Source organism: Hydrogenophaga sp. A37 (assembly GCF_002001205.1).
Taxonomy (GTDB): Bacteria; Pseudomonadota; Gammaproteobacteria; order Burkholderiales; family Burkholderiaceae_C; genus Hydrogenophaga.
The window spans coordinates 15,731-32,769 of the sequence record NZ_MUNZ01000125.1; the positions used below are offsets into that span (position 1 = coordinate 15,731).

Consider the following 17,039-nt stretch of genomic DNA (forward strand, 5'->3'; position numbering starts at 1 on the left):
CCATGAAACTCTGCGGATTCGACGTCGGCCTGGATCAGCGCTTTTTCCTGATCGCCGGCACCTGCTCGATCGAGGGCCTGCAGATGTCCCTCGACGTCGCCGGCCAGCTCAAGGAGGCCTGCACCGCGCTGGGCATTCCGCTGATCTACAAGGGTTCGTTCGACAAGGCCAACCGGTCGTCGGGCACCAGCCAGCGAGGCGTGGGCATTGACGCCGGTCTGAATATCCTTGATGAGGTGCGCCGCCAGTTGCAATTGCCCGTCCTGACCGACGTGCACGACGCGTCGCATGTGGCCGAAGTGGCCAGCGTGGTGGACGTGCTGCAGACCCCCGCCTTCCTGTGCCGCCAGACCGACTTCATCCGCGCCGTGGCCCAGTCGGGCAAGCCGGTGAACATCAAGAAGGGCCAGTTCCTCGCGCCCTGGGACATGAAGAACGTGATCGACAAGGCCCGCGCTGCCGCAAAGGAAGCGGGCCTGTCTGAAGACCGTTTTCTGGCCTGCGAACGTGGCGTGAGCTTCGGCTACAACAACCTCGTGGCCGACATGACCAGCCTGGCCGAAATGCGCACCACCGGCGCGCCGGTGGTGTTCGACGTGACCCACTCGGTGCAGAAGCCTGGGGGCCTGGGCGCGGTCAGCGGCGGCGCGCGTGAGATGGTGCCGGTGTTGGCCCGCGCGGGCGTGGCCGTCGGGGTGGCCGGTCTGTTCATGGAAACGCACCCCAACCCAGCCGAAGCCTGGTCCGACGGCCCGAACGCCGTGCCCCTGAAACACATGAAGGCGCTGCTGGAAACGCTGGTGGCGCTCGACGCCGTCGTCAAGAAAAGCCCGCTGCTGGAGGACCATTTCCAATGAGTGCGTACATCATTGTCGACATGCAGATCAGCGACATGGAACGGTACAAGCAGTACATGGCCGAGGCGCCGGCTGCCGTGAAAGCCGCTGGCGGCGAGTACCTGGTGCGCGGCGGCCGGTTCGAGGTGATGGAAGGCCACTGGCAGCCAGCGCGCATCGCCATGCTGCGCTTCCCCAGTTTCGAGCAGGCCAAGGCCTTCTACGAAGGTGAGTTGTACCGTCAGGCCCGCGCCAAACGGGCCGGTGCCACCGAATTTTTCAACATGGTCTTGGTCGAGGGCGTCGCCGCCCCGGTCTTCTGAACACCCCTGAATTTCATCTTTGAAAGGAAATCATGAGCGCAATCGTTGATATCGTCGGCCGCGAAGTGCTGGACAGCCGTGGCAACCCCACCGTCGAATGCGACGTGCTGCTGGAGAGCGGCGTCATGGGTCGCGCGGCCGTGCCGTCGGGCGCCTCCACCGGCAGCCGCGAAGCCATCGAGCTGCGCGACCGCGACAAGAGCCGCTACCTGGGCAAGGGCGTGCTCAAGGCGGTGGAAAACATCAACACCGAAATCAGCGAAGCCGTGCTCGGCCTGGACGCCTCTGAGCAGGCCTTTCTGGACAAGACCCTGATCGACCTGGACGGCACCGAGAACAAGGGTCGCCTGGGCGCCAACGCCATGCTCGCCGTGTCGATGGCTGTGGCCCGAGCCGCCGCCGAAGAAGCCGGCCTGCCGCTGTACCGCTACTTCGGTGGCATGAGCGCGGTGCAGATGCCCGTGCCGATGATGAACGTGGTCAACGGCGGCGCACACGCCAACAACAACCTCGACCTGCAAGAGCTGATGATCATCCCCGTGGGAGCGCCCAGCTTCCGCGAAGCCCTGCGCTGGGGCGCCGAGGTGTTCCACGCCTTGAAGAAAATCATCCACGACAAGGGCATGAGCATTGCCGTCGGCGACGAAGGTGGTTTTGCCCCCAACGTACCCAACCACGAAGCCGCGATCCAGATGATCCTGGAAGCCATCGGCAACGCCGGCTACACCGCCGGTGAGCAGATCGCCCTGGGCCTGGACTGCGCCGCCAGTGAGTTCTACAAGGACGGCAAGTACCACCTCGACGCTGAGGGCCTGGTGCTCTCCGCCGAAGAGTGGACCAACATCCTTGTCACCTGGGTCGACAAGTACCCGATCATCAGCATCGAAGACGCCATGGCCGAAGGCGACTGGGACGGCTGGAAGCACCTGACCGAACGCCTGGGCAAAAAGGTCCAACTGGTGGGCGACGACCTCTTCGTCACCAACACCAAGATCCTGAAAGAAGGCATTGACAAGGACATCGCCAACTCGATCCTGATCAAGATCAACCAGATCGGCACGCTGACCGAAACCTTCGCTGCCATCGAGATGGCCAAGCGCGCGGGCTACACCGCCGTAATCTCGCACCGCTCGGGCGAAACCGAAGACAGCACCATCGCCGACATCGCCGTGGGCACCAACGCCGGCCAGATCAAGACCGGCTCGCTGTCGCGTTCGGACCGCATGGCCAAGTACAACCAGCTGCTGCGCATCGAAGAAGACCTGGGTGATGTGGCGGTGTACCCGGGCCGCGCTGCGTTCTATAACTTGAAGTGATCTCGGTGCCGCCGCCTGGGCGGCTGTCCGATCATCCCTCACCATGGCGAATCGCTTCATCCCCGGCCTCCTGATCACTCTGCTGCTCGTGCTGCACGCGCAGCTGTGGTTTGGCCGGGGCAGCGTGCCGAAGGTGAACCGCATGAAAACCGAGCTGTCGGTGTTGAACGCGGTCAACCGCGAAGCGCAGCTGCGAAACGACCGCCTCGCCAACGAGGTGCGTGATTTGCAGGAAGGTCTGGGCATGGTCGAAGAGCTCGCCCGGCAGGACCTGGGCATGGTCAGGCCCAACGAAATTTTCGTCCAGATCGCCCACGGCAAACCCTGAGTGCGGCCGTGGTGCTCACTGTCACGCTGCTGGGTGGCGAGTCCACCGGCAAGACCACCCTGGCGCAGTCGCTGCACCGCCAACTGACCGATCAAGGTATCGATACCGCCCTGGTGCCCGAGCACCTGCGCGACTGGTGTGCCTTGCATGGCCGCGCCCCGCAGTCCCACGAACAGGCCGCGCTCGCGGCCGAACAGGCCCGTCGCATCGACGACGCCGCGGCCCAACCAGGCGTGCGCGTGGTCATCGCCGACACCGCGCCGCTGGTGATCGCGGCCTACAGCGAGCTGTATTTCAACGACCTGTCGCTCTACCCCGGTGCCATTGCCTGGCAGCGCCGCGTCGGACTCACCCTGCTCATGGGGCTGGACCTGCCCTGGGTGCCCGACGGCCTGTTCCGTGAAAGTCCCGCGGTGCGGGAAGCCACGGACGCCGCGATCCGCCACCAGTTGCAAACCGCTGCGTTGCCCTACCAGACCGTCTACGGTCAGGGCGAAGCGCGGTCACGTCAGGCGCTGCGCGCCATCGGCGCGGCCCTGGGCCAAGCCCTGACACCCAGCGACCCCGCCTGGCCGCAGGGTCGCCGGCCATGGAATTGCGACAAGTGCAGCGACCCCGGCTGCGAACACCGCTTGTTCACCCAGCTGCTCAGCCAGCACCACAACGACTCAGACAACGACACCGCCCCATGATCCCCGCCACACCGCTGCCCGACTTCCGCTCCCCCGACTTCTTGCGCGCCCATGTGGGCGACACGCTGGCCTTCTACCTGCCCCGCGCCCTCGACCCAGCGGGCGGCCTGTTCCACTTCCTGCGCGACGACGGCAGTGTGTACGACGCCCACACCCGCCACCTCGTGAGCAGCACCCGCTACGTGGTCACGTTCGCCATGGCGGTGCGTGGCGGCCTGGGCGGTGACATCGCGCGGCAGGCCTTGCAAGTCGCCTTTGATTTCCTCTCACACCACCGCAACCCCGCCACCGGCGGACACGCTTGGCTGCTGGACTGGCGCGACGGCCAGGCCCGTGTGCTCGACGGCACCAACCACGCCTACGGCCTGGCGTTTGTGTTGCTGGCCCACGCGCACGCCCACATGGCCGGCCTCAGCGGCGCCCATGCTGGTATTGCTCAGACGTTCGAGCTGCTGGAACAGCGCTTCTGGGAACCCACGCACGGCCTGTACGCCGACGAAGCCACCGCCGACTGGCAACTGCTGCCCTACCGCGGTCAGAACGCCAACATGCACCTGTGCGAAGCCCTGCTCGCCGCGTTCGACGCCACGGGCGAAGCGCGCTACCTCGACCGCGCCGCGCTGCTGGCCGAGCACATCACCGTGCGCCAGGCCGCGCTGGCCGGGGGTCTGGTGTGGGAGCACTACCGTGCCGACTGGTCGGTGGACTGGGACTACAACAAGGACGACAAGACCAACATCTTCCGACCCTGGGGCTTCCAGCCCGGCCACCTGACCGAGTGGGCCAAACTGCTGCTCTTGCTCAACCAGCGTCGCCCGCAAGCCGGGCTGGTGCAACGGGCACAGCACTTCTTCGACACCGCCATGAAGACCTCATGGGACGCCGAGCACGGTGGCCTGTTCTACGGTTTCGCGCCCGACGGCAGCGTGTGCGACAGCGACAAGTATTTCTGGGTCCAGGCCGAGTCGTTTGCCGCTGCCGCGCGTCTGGCCGTGGCCACGGGCGAAGCGCGCTACTGGGCGGACTACGACCGGCTGTGGGCCTACGCCTGGGCACACTTCGTGGACCACCAGCACGGCGCCTGGTGGCGCATCCTGCGCGCGGACAACAGCAAGATCAGTGATGAAAAGAGCCCGGCGGGCAAGGTGGACTACCACACCATGGGCGCCTGCCATGATGTTCTGGATGCGTTGAAGTAACCCCCTGAGCAAAGCCTAGAGATTCCCCCTGCGCCGCTGACGCGTCTTCCCCCTGAGGGGGACGATGCCAGTGGCCCGGCAAAGCCGGTTCCACGGCATCCTGGGCCCGGTGCACGCGCTCCGACCGCCCTCAGTGCATGCCGCCCGAAGCAGGCGGCTGAATGGCTGGCTGCAAAAACACCTGCGCTGCATCCACCGGGTCAAACCGGTACTTTGCGCCGCAGAAATCGCAACCCACCTCCACCAGGCCCTGCTCTTCGATGATGGATTCGATCTCGTCGCGACCCAGGCTGCGCAACATGTTGCTGACGCGCTCCTGTGAGCAGGTGCACGCAAAACGGGGCCCCTCGGCGCCGACCAGCGGCTCGAAGCGGCGCACGTCTTCTTCCCAGAACAGGCGGTGCAGGATGGTCTCGGCGTCCAGCGTGAGCAGCTCTTCGCGCTTCAAACTGGCAGCGAGGATCGCGATGCGGTTGTAGTCCTCGTTCAGGCCGATCTGGTCTTCGTCGCGCGCCATCGCGCCCGCCCCCGAAAGGTTGCCATCGCCCTGTAGCGGCAAGCGCTGGATCAGCAGGCCGGCGGCCACTTCGTGATTGGCGGCCAGCACCAGGCGGGTGTCGAGTTGCTCGCTCTGCAGCATGTAGTGCTCGATCACCTCGCTGAGATTTTCCAGCTTTTCATGGTGGTCACCAAACAGCGGCACCACGCCCTGGTAGGGCTGCTGGCCGGGCAAGCGGTCTTTGGGATCGAGGGTGATCGCGCAGCGACCCTGGTTGTTCACATTCACCATGTGCGAGAGCGGTGCGTCGGCCGCCACCTCGCCCTGCACGTTGGCGGTGGCGCGCAATGTCAGGTCGGGTTGCACCTCGGCCACGGCCAGCTTCACCGGCCCGTCGCCCATGATCTGCACGATCAGCGCGCCGTTGAACTTGATGTTGGCCTGCATCAGCGTGGCCGCCGCCGTCATCTCGCCCAGCAGCTCGGTCACGGCCGCCGGGTAACCCCCGGTCTGCTCGCGACGGCGCAGGATGTCCTGCCAGGCGTCGGTGAGGCGCACCAGCATGCCTCGCACCGGCAGGCCTTCAAACATGAATTTGTGGAGTTCGGACAATCTGTGCTTTCGGAAAATCAACGCTGGAAGATCGGGGTCAGGCGAGTTTTTTCAAGCCCTGGCGGTAGCGCTCGGCGTTCTGGGTGTAGTGCAACGCGCTCCTGCGAAGGCCCTCGATCTGCTCCGGCGTGAGCTGGCGCGTCACCCTGGCCGGGCTGCCGATGATCATGGAGCCATCGGGGAACTGTTTGCCCTCGGTCACCAGCGCCCCGGCGCCCACCAGGCAATTTTTTCCGATCTTCGCCCCGTTGAGCACGATGGCCCCGATGCCGATCAGCGACTCGTCGCCGATGGTGCAGCCGTGCAGCATCACCTGGTGGCCCACGGTCACGTTGGCACCAATGTTCAGCGGCAGGCCCTCGTCGGCGTGCAACACGCTGCCGTCCTGGATGTTGCTGCCCGCGCCGATCACGATGCGGGCCGTGTCGCCGCGCACCGTGGTGCCGAACCACACGCTCGCGCCCTCGCCCACGCTCACGTCGCCGATCACCTGTGCGTTGTCGGCCACCCAGGCTGAAGGGGCCACCTGGGGGCTCAGGTTGTCGAGTGCGTAGATGGCCATGCGGGTGTCTCCAGATCGTTGGGGCGGCAAACCTAGAATTGTAGGGATGCCCTTGTCCAAACCCGCCGAACCCTCGCTGCGCGAGCAGGCCCTGACCGCGTTGTGCCTGAGCGACCCGTCGGCCAAGGCCGAGGCCGCCCACGCGCTGTGGCATCGCTGGAGCCATCTGCCCGACGACGCGGCCCGGATGCAGGCCACGGACCCCGAGGCGCCGCTTTCGCCGCTGGACAGTGCATCACTGCCCGGCCGACCGATCAGCCCCACGCTGGTGCCACCCATGTCGGTTCCGCACCGATCACCTTTCACGCCCGAAGGCCTGGCCGCGCTGCTGCACGCCATCACCCACATCGAGTTCAACGCGATCAACCTCGCGCTGGACGCGGTCTGGCGCTTCCCCAGCATGCCGCTCCCGTTCTACAGCGACTGGCTGCGCGTGGCCGACGAAGAGGCCACGCACTTCGGTCTTCTGCGCACCCACCTACAGAGCCTGGGTTTCGACTACGGTGATCTCCCGGCGCACGACGGCCTGTGGGAGATGTGTGTGAAGACGCAGCACGACGTCACCGCCCGCATGGCCCTCGTGCCCCGCACGCTGGAGGCGCGCGGGCTCGACGCCACGCCACTGATCCAGGCACGGTTGCGCAAGGTCAACACACCCGCGGCACGGCGCGCCATCGAGATCCTCGACGTGATCCTGAGCGATGAAATCGGCCACGTGGCCATCGGCAACCGTTGGTATGGCTGGCTGTGCGGGCAGCAGGGTCTGGAGCCCGTGGCGCATTACCGCGCGCTGGCGCGCACGCACAGCGCCCCCCGCCTGAAGCCCCCTTTCCATCTCGACGCCAGGCGCTCGGCCGGGTTCACCCAACAGGAGATCGACGACCTGCTCGGTGCCTGAGCCGCCACAACGTACCGATTGGCACTACCGGCCCAGACCCACTGGTAGAACTGCCGATATTTCACGTGCGCGCGTCCTGATTCCCGCTTAGTATTTTGGTCATGACCCAACAACATATTCGGCTGGATGAGTACCTGGGGCAGGCGTTCGACCGCATTCCGGTCGCCATGGTGGTCGTCAACCTGCAAGGCACGATCACCCGCCTCAATCGGCTGGCTGAGACCACATTTGGTTATCCGAGCGAGGAACTGCTGGGCCGACCGGTGGAAGTGCTTGTGCCCGAGCGCTACCGCCATGCGCATCCGGGCTATCGCAAGGGGTTCCAGGCCGAAGCCACTGCGCGACCGATGGGCGCAGGACGCGACTTGAGCGGCCTGCGCAAGGACGGCAGCGAGTTCCCGGTGGAGATCGGCATCAACCCGGTAGAAACCGGCGAGGGGCCGATGATCCTGTCGGTGATCCTTGATCTGAGCGAGCGCAAGCAGAGCGAGCGGCGCATACACGAGGCGCTGCGCGAAAAGGAACTGCTGCTCGAAGAGGTGCACCACCGCGTCAAGAACAACATGCAGGTGATCCACAGCCTGCTCGACCTGCAGGTGCTCAAGATCAGCGACCCGGATTTGGTGACGATGCTGCGCGACAGCCAGAACCGCATCCGGTCGATGTCCATGATCCACCAGACGCTGTACCAGTCGCACGACTTTGCGCAGGTCGACTTCCAACAGTTCCTGGGCGAGCTGTTGCCCACCCTGATGGACTCTTACGGCATGGTGAGTGGGCATGTGGCCATGGAAGTGTCGGCCAACAACGTCAAGTTGCCCATCAACGAAGCCATTCCCTGCGGCCTGATCGTCAACGAGCTGGTGAGCAACGCGCTCAAACACGGCTTCCGGGGCCATCGGCGAGGCGCCATTCGGGTGGGGCTCCAGCAGGAAACAAATGGCGACGTCGAACTGTCGATCAGTAACGACGGGATCGAAATTCCACCGGACCAGAACCTGGAACGCAATGGTTCTCTCGGTCTGCAACTGGTGCAGTTGCTGACCCGCCAGCTGCAAGGCACACTGGAAATTCAGCGAGCCAACCCGACCTGCTTCACCCTGCGATTTTCCCTAGGACGTCATGCATGAACAATCCCGCCCGCATCCTTGTTGTGGAGGACGAAAGCATCGTCGCCTTCAATCTGCAGCAGCGCCTGTCGAAGCTGGGCTACGACGTGCCGGCCATCGCCGTCTCCGGCCAGGAGAGTTTTGATCTGGTGGAAGAAACACTGCCCGACCTGGTGCTGATGGACATCCACATCCAGGGCGACATGGACGGCATCGACGTGGCCGCCCGGCTGCGGGAGACCCATGCGATCCCGGTCATCTACCTCACGGCGTATTCGGAAGACTCGACCCTGGAGCGCGCCCGAAAGACCCGCCCCTATGGCTACCTGCTCAAGCCGTTTTCCGAGCGCGAGCTGCATGCCACGATCCAGATGGCGTTCGAGCGCCACAAACTGGAAATTGAGCTGGTCGACAGCCAGCGTCAGTTGCAGCAGGCGCTGGACGCCGCCAGCCTGGGTGTGCTGGAGCTCGACAAGGCCAGCACCGCCATCACCACATCCCCCCGCTCTGCCGATCTGATCGGCTGGTCGCAAGACCAGCCCCACACAGTGGCCGACCTGCTTTCTCGGGTGGACGCGAGCGACCGCGCCGCCATCACCAGCAAACTGCAAGAGAGCCTGAGCGCCCTCCAACACTTCAGCGAAGAGTTCCGAGTCCTGGTCGAAGGCCTGCCACCGCGCTGGGTCAAGATCGATGCCGGCCACGCTTCGGGCCAACGCATGACCGGTGTGGTGCAGGACATCTCGGAGCGCAAGAACAACGAGATCCGGCTCAAGATGCTCAACGAAGGCCTGGAGCACTTGGTGGCGGAGCGCACCTCTGAGCTGAACCTCAGCCTCAAAGAGCTGGAGGCCTTCAGCTATTCGGTGGCGCACGACCTGCGTTCACCCGTTCGAGCCATCGTGGGGTTCAGCCGTGAGCTGATCGGCCAACACGAAACAGAACTGGGGTCCGACGGCCTCGACCTGGCCACCAGGATCACCACCGCGGGTCAGCGCATGGGCGCCCTGATCGATGCACTGCTGCACATGTCGCGGCTGAGCCAGGTGCCGATGCAGCTGCGGGTGGTCAACATCAGCACCTTCGCGACCGACATCGCCGCCCAGCTGATGGACGCAGCCCCTCAAAGGGTGGCCCAGGTGAACGTCTCGCCCAACCTGGAGGCCATGGCAGATCCGGCGCTCGTGCACAGCCTGCTCGACAACCTGATCGGCAATGCCTGGAAGTTCTGCGCACGCAGTGACATCACGCGGATCGACGTGGGCGCCAAGACCCTCAACGGCGAAACCGTCTTCTTCGTGCGGGACAACGGCTGCGGTTTCGACATGGCGTCGGCCAACCGTCTTTTTGGCCCGTTTCAGCGCCTGCACCGCGAAGACGAATACGCCGGCACCGGCATCGGTCTGACCATCGTGCAACGCATCGTCATGCGCCACGGCGGCCGGGTTTGGGCCTATTCCGAGCCTGGCAAGGGTGCGGCATTCCACTTCACCTTGAGCGCCTGAATACCGGGACCGCCTCTCTTTATTTTGGGATATTTTCCCAAAATATGATTCAATCGCGTCATTCCTGTTTTTTGGAGACGCGACATGTCTGTATGGACCCGACTCGGGCGCACGCTGGCCCTGATGCTGCTGCTGGCTTTCAATGGCCTGGCCCACGCCGAAGAATTCCTCCCCCCTGAACAGGCTTTTGCCTTTTCTTTCACGCCGCAGCCCGACGGCTCGGTGAGGCTGCACTGGGACATCGCCCCCGGCTACCACCTCTACCGCGACCGGATCCACTTCAAGGCCCAGGAGCCGGGCGCCCAGTGGACCGCTGCGCAGATGCCGGCGGCTGAAGATCTTTTCGACGCCAACTTCGGCAAGACCATGGCGGTTTACGACCAGCCGGTGAATGTGGACGTGGCCTTGAGCCAAGGCCGAAGCGCGGCGCTGGCGGTGGAGTGGCAGGGCTGCGCCGATGGGGGGCTGTGTTATCCCCCGACCTCGGCGCCGGTCGTGCTGGCTGCCGCCGTGTCGGCCAAGGCCCAGGCCGTCTCCAACCCCACAGTGGCAACCGACGCAGGGCCGTCAGCGTCGTCACAACCACTCGACGACATCGCGAACACGCTGGCCTCCGGCAGCCTGCTGCGGACCATGGGCGTGTTTCTGCTCGCCGGGCTGCTGCTGGCGTTCACGCCTTGTGTGCTGCCCATGGTGCCGATCCTGTCGTCGCTGATCGCCGGACAGACCGGCCCGGTGAGCCGCAGCAAGGGTTTTGCCTTGTCGCTGGCCTATGCCATCGGCATGGCCCTGGTGTACGCGGGCTTTGGCGTGGCCGCTGGGCTGGCCGGCGAAGGGCTGGCCGCGGCACTGCAGAACCCCTGGGTGCTGGGCGGCTTCGCGCTCCTGCTGTCCACCATGGCACTGTCGATGTTTGGCTTCTATGAGCTGCAGGTGCCGGGGTTCATCCAGACGCGCGCGGCCGACATCTCCAACCGCTTCAACGGCGGCTCCTATGTGGGCGTGTTCCTGATGGGCTGCATCTCGGCCCTCGTGGTCGGGCCCTGCGTGGCCGCGCCGCTGGCCGGGGCGCTGGTCTACATCAGCCAGACCAAAGACCTGGTGCTGGGCGGCGCCGCACTGTTCGGCATGGCGATGGGTATGAGCGTGCCGCTGCTGCTGGTGGGGCTGTCGGCGGGCAGCCTGCTGCCGCGCGCCGGCGCGTGGATGGACAACGTCAAGAAAGTGTTCGGGATGATGCTGCTCGGCGTGGCAATCTGGATGGTCTCGCCGGTGCTGCCGGCGAGCGCGCACATGCTGCTCTGGGCCGTGTGGTTCCTGACCGCAGCGGCACTGCTCGGCAGCTTCGGCGCGGCCCATCCGCAGGCGGTGCCCAAGCCTCTGCCAGCGCGCACGCTGGGCGCCGGCCTCACCGCCCTGTCGCTGGTGCTGCTCGTGGGTGCGGCATCGGGAGGCGACTCGGTGCTGCAGCCGCTGGCCCACCTGAAGGGATCGGCCGCCAGCGGCCCTTCCACCGAGCGCGCTGTCGCCCTGCCGTTTGCGCGCGTCGGCAGCATCGATCAGCTCAACGCGCAACTGCGGGAGGCCCAGCAGAAGGGCGAAACCGTGATGCTCGACTTCTATGCCGACTGGTGCGTGGCCTGCAAGGAGCTGGAGACCTTCACCTTCAGCAAGCCCCAGGTGCGCCAGCGGCTCGCCCCCGTGCGCCTGCTGCAGGCCGACGTGACCGCCAACAACGGTGCAGACAAGGCCTTGATGAAACAGTTTGGCCTGTTCGGCCCACCGGGCATGGTGTTCTTTGATGCGAAGAACGGGGCACGTGTGACGCACAAGGTGATCGGCTTTCAGAACGCCGACGACTTCATGGCCTCGCTGGACCGCGCCCTGCCCTGAGTCACCGACACCGGCCTTCACCGCGAAGGCCGGTGATCACTGCGTCGTCAGTCGTCTTCGAACTCGAGTTCGGTGGCCTTCAGTACCTGCCCCTGCCAGGTGCCATACACCTCCAGCTTCGATCCCACCTTCAGCTTGGCGTAGTTCGACGCATCGGCGCTGGCGTCTACCTCCACCGAGCCCAGGGTGAAGCGGTTGCCGCCCAACAAGCTGGTCACCACACCTTCAATTTCCACCAGGGCCGACGATCCCACGTTTTCGCCGCGCACATCCATGTCGTGGTCCGACTTGACTTCCAGCGAGCCGGCTTCGGCATCCCACTTTCCCTCCACCCGAGTGACCCGCCCCGAATGCAATTTCTCGGCGTCGCCGCCGGTCAACCGGATGCCATTGAGCAGCCGCTGCTCTTTGGAGCCCGAGACCATGCCGGTCGCCACCACCAAGCCCCCTGCCGAGCCCACCGCCACCCGTGTGGCGACCCATGAACTGGCCTGGGCATCGGCTTGCAGGCCCCACACCGTGACCCACTGGCCGGCGGCAATGGCCGAGGCGCTGGCGACGCCTTCGAGGAAGGTCGATCCCTGGGTCTTTATCTTCATGCCCAGCACGGTGAACTGGCCACCGCCCGCGGCCGTCACCGGGCCTCGGGCGATCGACCAGACCTCGATGGACTCGGCCTTGCCAGACACACCGTCGGCGTAGCGCTCCCCCTGAACGCCCGCCACCATGCCCAGGCGCAGCGCACCCGGGCTGGACGACGCGCCGTTGATACGGATGCTGGCACCGGTCTCGTCGAAGTGGATGCCGTTGAGCACCACGCTGCCAAACGCCGAGATGGATCCGTGCGAAAAGATGCCGGTGCCCCCCGTGCCGGGGTCGCTGCCCCCAGGACTGCCCGTGCCGCCCGTGCCGGGCGCGCCAGCCACCTGGGTTCCACCACCGTCAGCAGCGGCGTCACCGCCACCCGCCGCCGGGGTCTGTCCGCCTCCAGATCCCCCAGACCCCGCCCCGCCACCGGCGCCAACCGGCTCTTCGGTGCTGCTCCCGCCGCCGCATCCGGCCATGGCGGACAACGCCAGGACGATCCAGTGGCGTCGTCCTAGGGGATGTTCGTGTTCTGGCAACCCGCTCATGGCGATGGCTTTCGTTTGTGTCTGCGGGCGGGCAGGGTCACGCCGGCCTTGGCCTGCGGGGTGTCCTCGGCCACCTGATGGAAATAGACGCCGAAGCGCACCCGGTGCTTGTCACCGTCGTCCGACGCGCTGCGCTGTTCCGCCACGGTGGCGGTCACCAGGAACTGCTGCAAGGCATCGGCCCAAAGACGGCGCGCCGTCTGGTGAAGCGCCTGGGCCTGGTCGGTCGAGAGCCCGGCAGAAAACGCGCTCTGCTCCAGCATCTGAGGCTCGGTCCGGTCCGGCGACAGGTTGAAGGCGGCGGTGGACAGGTGGTCACCCACGTTGCCGGCCAGGAAATGAAAGGCCTCGCCCAGACCTTCCCGCGGCACAAAGGCAGTGTCTTTCAGCGACACCAGCCCCTCCGGATCGATGCTCACCACGCCCATGCGCACCAGCTCGTCGAGCACGGCGCGGGCACCTACATCGCGGCTCACCTCGGCCACAAGCACGCTGAAGTCGGGCTTGCCTGGGTCGCCCAGGCGCGGTGTGCGAGCCAGGGGCATGGGCGTCTTGTCGGCCAGCAGGAAGCGGGGGTCGCTGATCCAGCGGGCCACGATGTGAGCGGCCACCGGAACCATGGGCGCCACCACCTCTTCAAGCGCCGGCTCTTCGCGCAGCCGGCGCACGTCCTTGCGGTGCAGACCGGTCTGCAGCGCGATGCGGGTGTCGGACGCGCTTTTGTCGGCAGGTGAATAGCCGGCAAGGGCCTCGTCCACCAGCGCCTTTTTGAGCAGTTCAACCATGGCGGCGTGCTGCAGGCCGTGGTCGATCATGAGCCGCGCCAGCGGCCGCAGCAGCCGCGACATGGCCTGCGCCGCCAGCGCGGGCTGAGGCAATCCAGCGCTGGAGGTCGTTTCCTGGGCGAGGGGGTCGTTGGCGTCGTTCATGGGCGTTGTTGTACCCGGAAAGCCTGTGTGTCAGGCCTCCGCGGCACGGACACAATTTTATGGGCATTTTTACCAATTTTTCCTCCAAAACCTTGACAACCCCACACCTATCCCTGACATTTATGGGAAATATTCCCTTTTTTAATATCGTATCCATCTTCTTGTTGATTCACCAAAGGCCCGCCATGACCGCTTTTCACCCCATCAAACCCTTGCTGCTGGCCTGCGCTGTCGGCTTCAGCGGCCTGGCATCCCTGCCAGCCAGTGCCACCGATGTCGGCCAATCTGCACCCTCTTTCGAGCTGGCTGGCCAGAAAGGCCCGGTCCAGCTCGCCGCCTACAAAGGCAAAACCGTCTACCTCGACTTTTGGGCCTCCTGGTGCGGCCCGTGTAAGCAGTCGTTTCCGTGGATGAACGACATGCAGAAGCGCTACGGCGCCAACGGCCTGCGTGTCGTCGGGGTCAACCTCGACCAGAAAGGCGATGAAGCCAAGGCCTTCCTCGCCGCCAACCCCGCGCTCTTCGCCGTGGCCTTCGACCCCGAGGGCAAGACCCCCAAGGCCTATGGCATCAAGGGCATGCCGACCTCGATGCTGATCGGCGCCGACGGCAAGGTGCTCATGGTTCACCAGGGTTTCAAGGACGAAAACCGCGACGACCTCGAAAAACAGATCAAGCAAGCCCTTGCACGTTAAGGACCCAACATGAAGCCCACCTTATGTCTCTCGCTGTGCCTGCTGGTGTCGCTCGGGGGCTGCAGCAACCTCGGCGAGGTCAACCCCTGGGAAAAGGGCGACCTGGCCAAACCGGCCATGACCTTTGAAGGCGATCCGCTCGATCAGCGCTTCATGCAACACACCTACGGCAGCAAAGAAAGCGCCAGCGGCGGTTACGGCGTCGGTGGCGGCGGCTGTGGCTGCAACTGATGGAGCACACCCCCATGACACAAGCACACAAGCACCCCTCTGCCCCCACCGCCCCGCGCGGCAACGTGTTGCTGGCATCGCTGATGCTGCCCGGCCTGGCGGTCCTGGCCGCTGCGCTGCCCGCCGGCCAGGCCTCGGCCGAAACCCCGCCGGAGAAGACCACGATTGCCGTCAAGTACAGCAACTACCAGGACAGCCAGAGCGGCTGGACCCGCGTCAGCGTCGACGCGCCACAGTTCTACATCCTGGCCCCCGTCGGCAGCGACTGGTCGGTGGAAGGCTCGGCCGTGGTGGACAGTGTGTCGGGCGCCTCGCCGCGCATGCACACCCAGCGTTCCGGCGCGAGCGTGATGAGCGACGAGCGCACCGCCGCCGACGTCAAGGTCACGCGCTACCTCGGCCGCACGGCCGTGGCCGCCAGCGTGGCGATTTCCGACGAGCACGACTACCAGTCGCGCGCGGTCGGCCTGCAGGGCCGCTGGTCGAGCGACGACAACAACCGCACCTGGACCGCCGGCGTCGGGCTCTCGCGCGACAAGATCGACAACCAGTCCAACGGCGTGAACACCGCCATCAACCAGCGCAAGAACGTCCATGAAATCATGGGCGGCCTGACCCAGGTGCTCAGCCCGGTGGACATCGCGCAGTTCAACCTGACGCGCAGCATGGGCAGCGGCTACTACAACGACCCCTACAAGACCTTCGACCAGCGGCCCGACAAACGCGACGCCTGGATCGCCCTGGTGCGCTGGAACCACCACCTGAAGGGCATGGACGCCACCGCGCGCACCAGCTACCGCTACTACAGCGACACCTTCGGCGTGCGCTCGCACACGACCGACCTGGAGCTGGTCAAGACCGTGGGCGCCTGGACCTTCACGCCCGGACTGCGTTACTACACGCAAAGCGCCGCCAAGTTCTACTTCAACCCGGTGCTGGACAGCCAGGGTCGCTACCTGGAGCTGGAGACCTTCCAGCGCGCGAGCGCCATCAGCGGCGACCGCTCGGCCGACCAGCGGCTGGCCGCCTTCGGCGCGCTGACGCTGTCGCTCAAGGCCAGCTACGCGTTCAACCCGGCGACCTCCGCCGACCTGAAGCTGGACCTGTACCGGCAAGCCACCTCGCTGCGTTTGGGCGGCGGCAGCCCGGGCCTGGACCCCATGAACGCGCGGGTCATCCAGGTCGGCCTGACCCACAAGTTCTGAGCACGCCATGGCGGATTGGCTCACCATCGTCGTCGAGTTCCAGGCCATGGCTTCGCCCTGCAGCCTGCACCTTGGCGGCACCGACGAGGCTGCGATGCGCCACGCGGCGCAGGCCGCCATCGACGAGGTGCGGCGCATCGAACACACCTACTCACGCTACCGGCCGGACAGCATCGTTTCGCGCATCAACCAGGCCGCCGGTCAGGCCGCGGTGGAGGTCGACACCGAAACCGCCGATCTGCTGGCCTTCGCTGACCAGCTCTGGCAGCAAAGCGACGGCCTGTTCGACATCACCTCGGGCGTGCTGCGCACGGTGTGGGACTTCAAACGCGCCGTGATCCCGTCGCCCCAGGCCCTGAACGGCGCGCTCGCCCGCGTCGGCTGGGACAAGGTCGAGCGGACGCCAACATCGGTCCGGCTCACACAGCCCGGCATGGAGCTGGACTTCGGCGGCTTCGGCAAGGAATACGCGGCCGATCGCGCGGCGGTGGTGCTGAAGATGCACGGGGTCGATCAGGCCTTGATCAACCTGGGCGGCGACCTGCATGCCCTCAGCGATCCCGAGCACTCGGCGCCATCCGCCTGGACCATCGACATCCAGCACCCCCGCCCACCTGCCGAGGCCCCAAGCGCCAGTGTGGCCCGGTTGCACCTCGCCACCGGCGGCCTGGCCACCAGCGGCGACTACGAGCGCTTCTTCATTCACGCAGGGCGGCGCTACTGCCACATCCTGAACCCGCTCACCGGTTGGCCCGTCAGCGACTTCCAGTGCGTCAGCGTGCGCGCCGGCAACACCACCACGGCGGGCGCACTGGCCACGATCGCCATGCTCAAAGGCCGCGACGTCACCGCCTGGCTGGACGCCCAGGGCGCCAGCTATTTCGCCGTCACCCACGACGGCACCCCCTGCGCCAACGGACCGCTGGCGCAACCCCAGAAGTTTTCAACCCACTGAAGGAACTCACATGATCAACATGATCCCCCACCTGAAGATGTGCGCCATGGCCGTGGCCATCGCGAGCCTGGCCGCTTGCGGCGGTGGCGACACCACCACCAAGGACGAATGCGCTGACC

The 17,039-nt window shown here is 65.7% G+C and carries 18 protein-coding genes; 14 read left to right on the forward strand and 4 right to left on the reverse strand.

Annotated features, from left to right (window positions below; translation table 11 throughout):
• Positions 1-2: 2 nt before the first annotated feature.
• From kdsA to B0E41_RS16950, 6 genes are read left to right on the forward strand one after another with little or no spacing between them, the layout of a single operon-like run.
• On the forward strand, positions 3-857 hold the full coding sequence (gene kdsA / locus B0E41_RS16925) for a 3-deoxy-8-phosphooctulonate synthase (RefSeq protein ID WP_077332477.1): 855 nt from the start codon (positions 3-5) through the stop codon (positions 855-857).
• Positions 854-1,159, forward strand: a complete 306-nt coding sequence (locus tag B0E41_RS16930; protein ID WP_077332441.1) for a DUF1330 domain-containing protein — start codon at positions 854-856, stop codon at positions 1,157-1,159. The genes kdsA and B0E41_RS16930 overlap by 4 nt, the downstream gene beginning before the upstream one ends.
• A 32-nt stretch (positions 1,160-1,191) precedes the next feature.
• Positions 1,192-2,475 (forward strand): phosphopyruvate hydratase, encoded by a 1,284-nt coding sequence (gene eno / locus B0E41_RS16935; RefSeq protein ID WP_077332443.1) that lies wholly within the window; start codon positions 1,192-1,194, stop codon positions 2,473-2,475.
• Positions 2,476-2,518: 43 nt separating this feature from the next.
• On the forward strand, positions 2,519-2,803 hold the full coding sequence (locus B0E41_RS16940; RefSeq protein WP_077332445.1) for a septum formation initiator family protein: 285 nt from the start codon (positions 2,519-2,521) through the stop codon (positions 2,801-2,803).
• A gap of 8 nt (positions 2,804-2,811) precedes the next feature.
• Positions 2,812-3,495 (forward strand): ATP-binding protein, encoded by a 684-nt coding sequence (locus tag B0E41_RS16945; RefSeq protein WP_253194948.1) that lies wholly within the window; start codon positions 2,812-2,814, stop codon positions 3,493-3,495.
• Positions 3,492-4,694, forward strand: a complete 1,203-nt coding sequence (locus tag B0E41_RS16950) for an AGE family epimerase/isomerase (RefSeq protein ID WP_077332449.1) — start codon at positions 3,492-3,494, stop codon at positions 4,692-4,694. The genes B0E41_RS16945 and B0E41_RS16950 overlap by 4 nt, the downstream gene beginning before the upstream one ends.
• A gap of 130 nt (positions 4,695-4,824) precedes the next feature.
• Here the strand turns inward: B0E41_RS16950 and B0E41_RS16955 are convergent, their stop codons facing one another.
• The gene (locus B0E41_RS16955) at positions 4,825-5,805 is read right to left on the reverse strand and encodes an Hsp33 family molecular chaperone HslO (RefSeq protein WP_077332480.1); all 981 of its coding nucleotides are present in this window, start codon (positions 5,803-5,805) and stop codon (positions 4,825-4,827) included.
• Positions 5,806-5,842: 37 nt separating this feature from the next.
• Positions 5,843-6,367, reverse strand: a complete 525-nt coding sequence (locus tag B0E41_RS16960; RefSeq protein ID WP_077332451.1) for a gamma carbonic anhydrase family protein — start codon at positions 6,365-6,367, stop codon at positions 5,843-5,845.
• A gap of 46 nt (positions 6,368-6,413) precedes the next feature.
• Here B0E41_RS16960 and B0E41_RS16965 point away from each other — a divergent pair, with 46 nt between their 5' ends.
• From B0E41_RS16965 to dsbD, 4 genes are all read left to right on the forward strand, one after another.
• Positions 6,414-7,265 (forward strand): ferritin-like domain-containing protein, encoded by an 852-nt coding sequence (locus B0E41_RS16965; RefSeq protein ID WP_077332453.1) that lies wholly within the window; start codon positions 6,414-6,416, stop codon positions 7,263-7,265.
• A 101-nt stretch (positions 7,266-7,366) separates the two neighbouring features.
• The gene (locus tag B0E41_RS16970; protein ID WP_077332455.1) at positions 7,367-8,395 is read left to right on the forward strand and encodes a histidine kinase dimerization/phosphoacceptor domain -containing protein; all 1,029 of its coding nucleotides are present in this window, start codon (positions 7,367-7,369) and stop codon (positions 8,393-8,395) included.
• Positions 8,392-9,879 carry a hybrid sensor histidine kinase/response regulator gene (locus B0E41_RS16975; RefSeq protein WP_077332457.1) on the forward strand — a complete coding sequence of 496 codons (1,488 nt, stop codon included), beginning with the start codon at positions 8,392-8,394 and terminating at the stop codon, positions 9,877-9,879. The genes B0E41_RS16970 and B0E41_RS16975 overlap by 4 nt, the downstream gene beginning before the upstream one ends.
• Positions 9,880-9,963: 84 nt before the next feature.
• A complete protein-coding gene (gene dsbD / locus B0E41_RS16980) occupies positions 9,964-11,772 on the forward strand; it encodes a protein-disulfide reductase DsbD (protein WP_077332459.1) in 1,809 nt (602 codons plus the stop codon).
• 47 nt (positions 11,773-11,819) lie between these two features.
• On the opposite strand, the gene B0E41_RS16985 is transcribed toward dsbD, so the two are convergent.
• Both B0E41_RS16985 and B0E41_RS16990 read right to left on the reverse strand, forming a co-directional pair.
• Positions 11,820-12,905, reverse strand: coding sequence for a DUF5666 domain-containing protein (locus B0E41_RS16985; RefSeq protein ID WP_143433875.1), 1,086 nt, complete (start codon positions 12,903-12,905; stop codon positions 11,820-11,822).
• On the reverse strand, positions 12,902-13,834 hold the full coding sequence (locus B0E41_RS16990) for a DUF6502 family protein (protein ID WP_077332463.1): 933 nt from the start codon (positions 13,832-13,834) through the stop codon (positions 12,902-12,904). The genes B0E41_RS16985 and B0E41_RS16990 overlap by 4 nt, the downstream gene beginning before the upstream one ends.
• Positions 13,835-14,019: 185 nt before the next feature.
• Between B0E41_RS16990 and B0E41_RS16995 the strand changes: the two genes are divergently transcribed.
• Genes B0E41_RS16995 through B0E41_RS17010 form a run of 4 tightly spaced genes read left to right on the forward strand, consistent with a single transcriptional unit; the run spans position 14,020 to position 16,920 of the window.
• Positions 14,020-14,529, forward strand: coding sequence for a TlpA disulfide reductase family protein (locus B0E41_RS16995; RefSeq protein ID WP_077332465.1), 510 nt, complete (start codon positions 14,020-14,022; stop codon positions 14,527-14,529).
• 9 nt (positions 14,530-14,538) lie between these two features.
• Positions 14,539-14,760, forward strand: a complete 222-nt coding sequence (locus tag B0E41_RS17000; protein ID WP_077332467.1) for a DUF4266 domain-containing protein — start codon at positions 14,539-14,541, stop codon at positions 14,758-14,760.
• A gap of 14 nt (positions 14,761-14,774) precedes the next feature.
• The gene (locus tag B0E41_RS17005) at positions 14,775-15,965 is read left to right on the forward strand and encodes a DUF3570 domain-containing protein (RefSeq protein ID WP_171984795.1); all 1,191 of its coding nucleotides are present in this window, start codon (positions 14,775-14,777) and stop codon (positions 15,963-15,965) included.
• 7 nt (positions 15,966-15,972) lie between these two features.
• Complete coding sequence (locus B0E41_RS17010) at positions 15,973-16,920, forward strand: FAD:protein FMN transferase (protein WP_077332469.1); 948 nt, start codon at positions 15,973-15,975, stop codon at positions 16,918-16,920.
• The last annotated feature ends 119 nt before the right edge of the window (positions 16,921-17,039 follow it).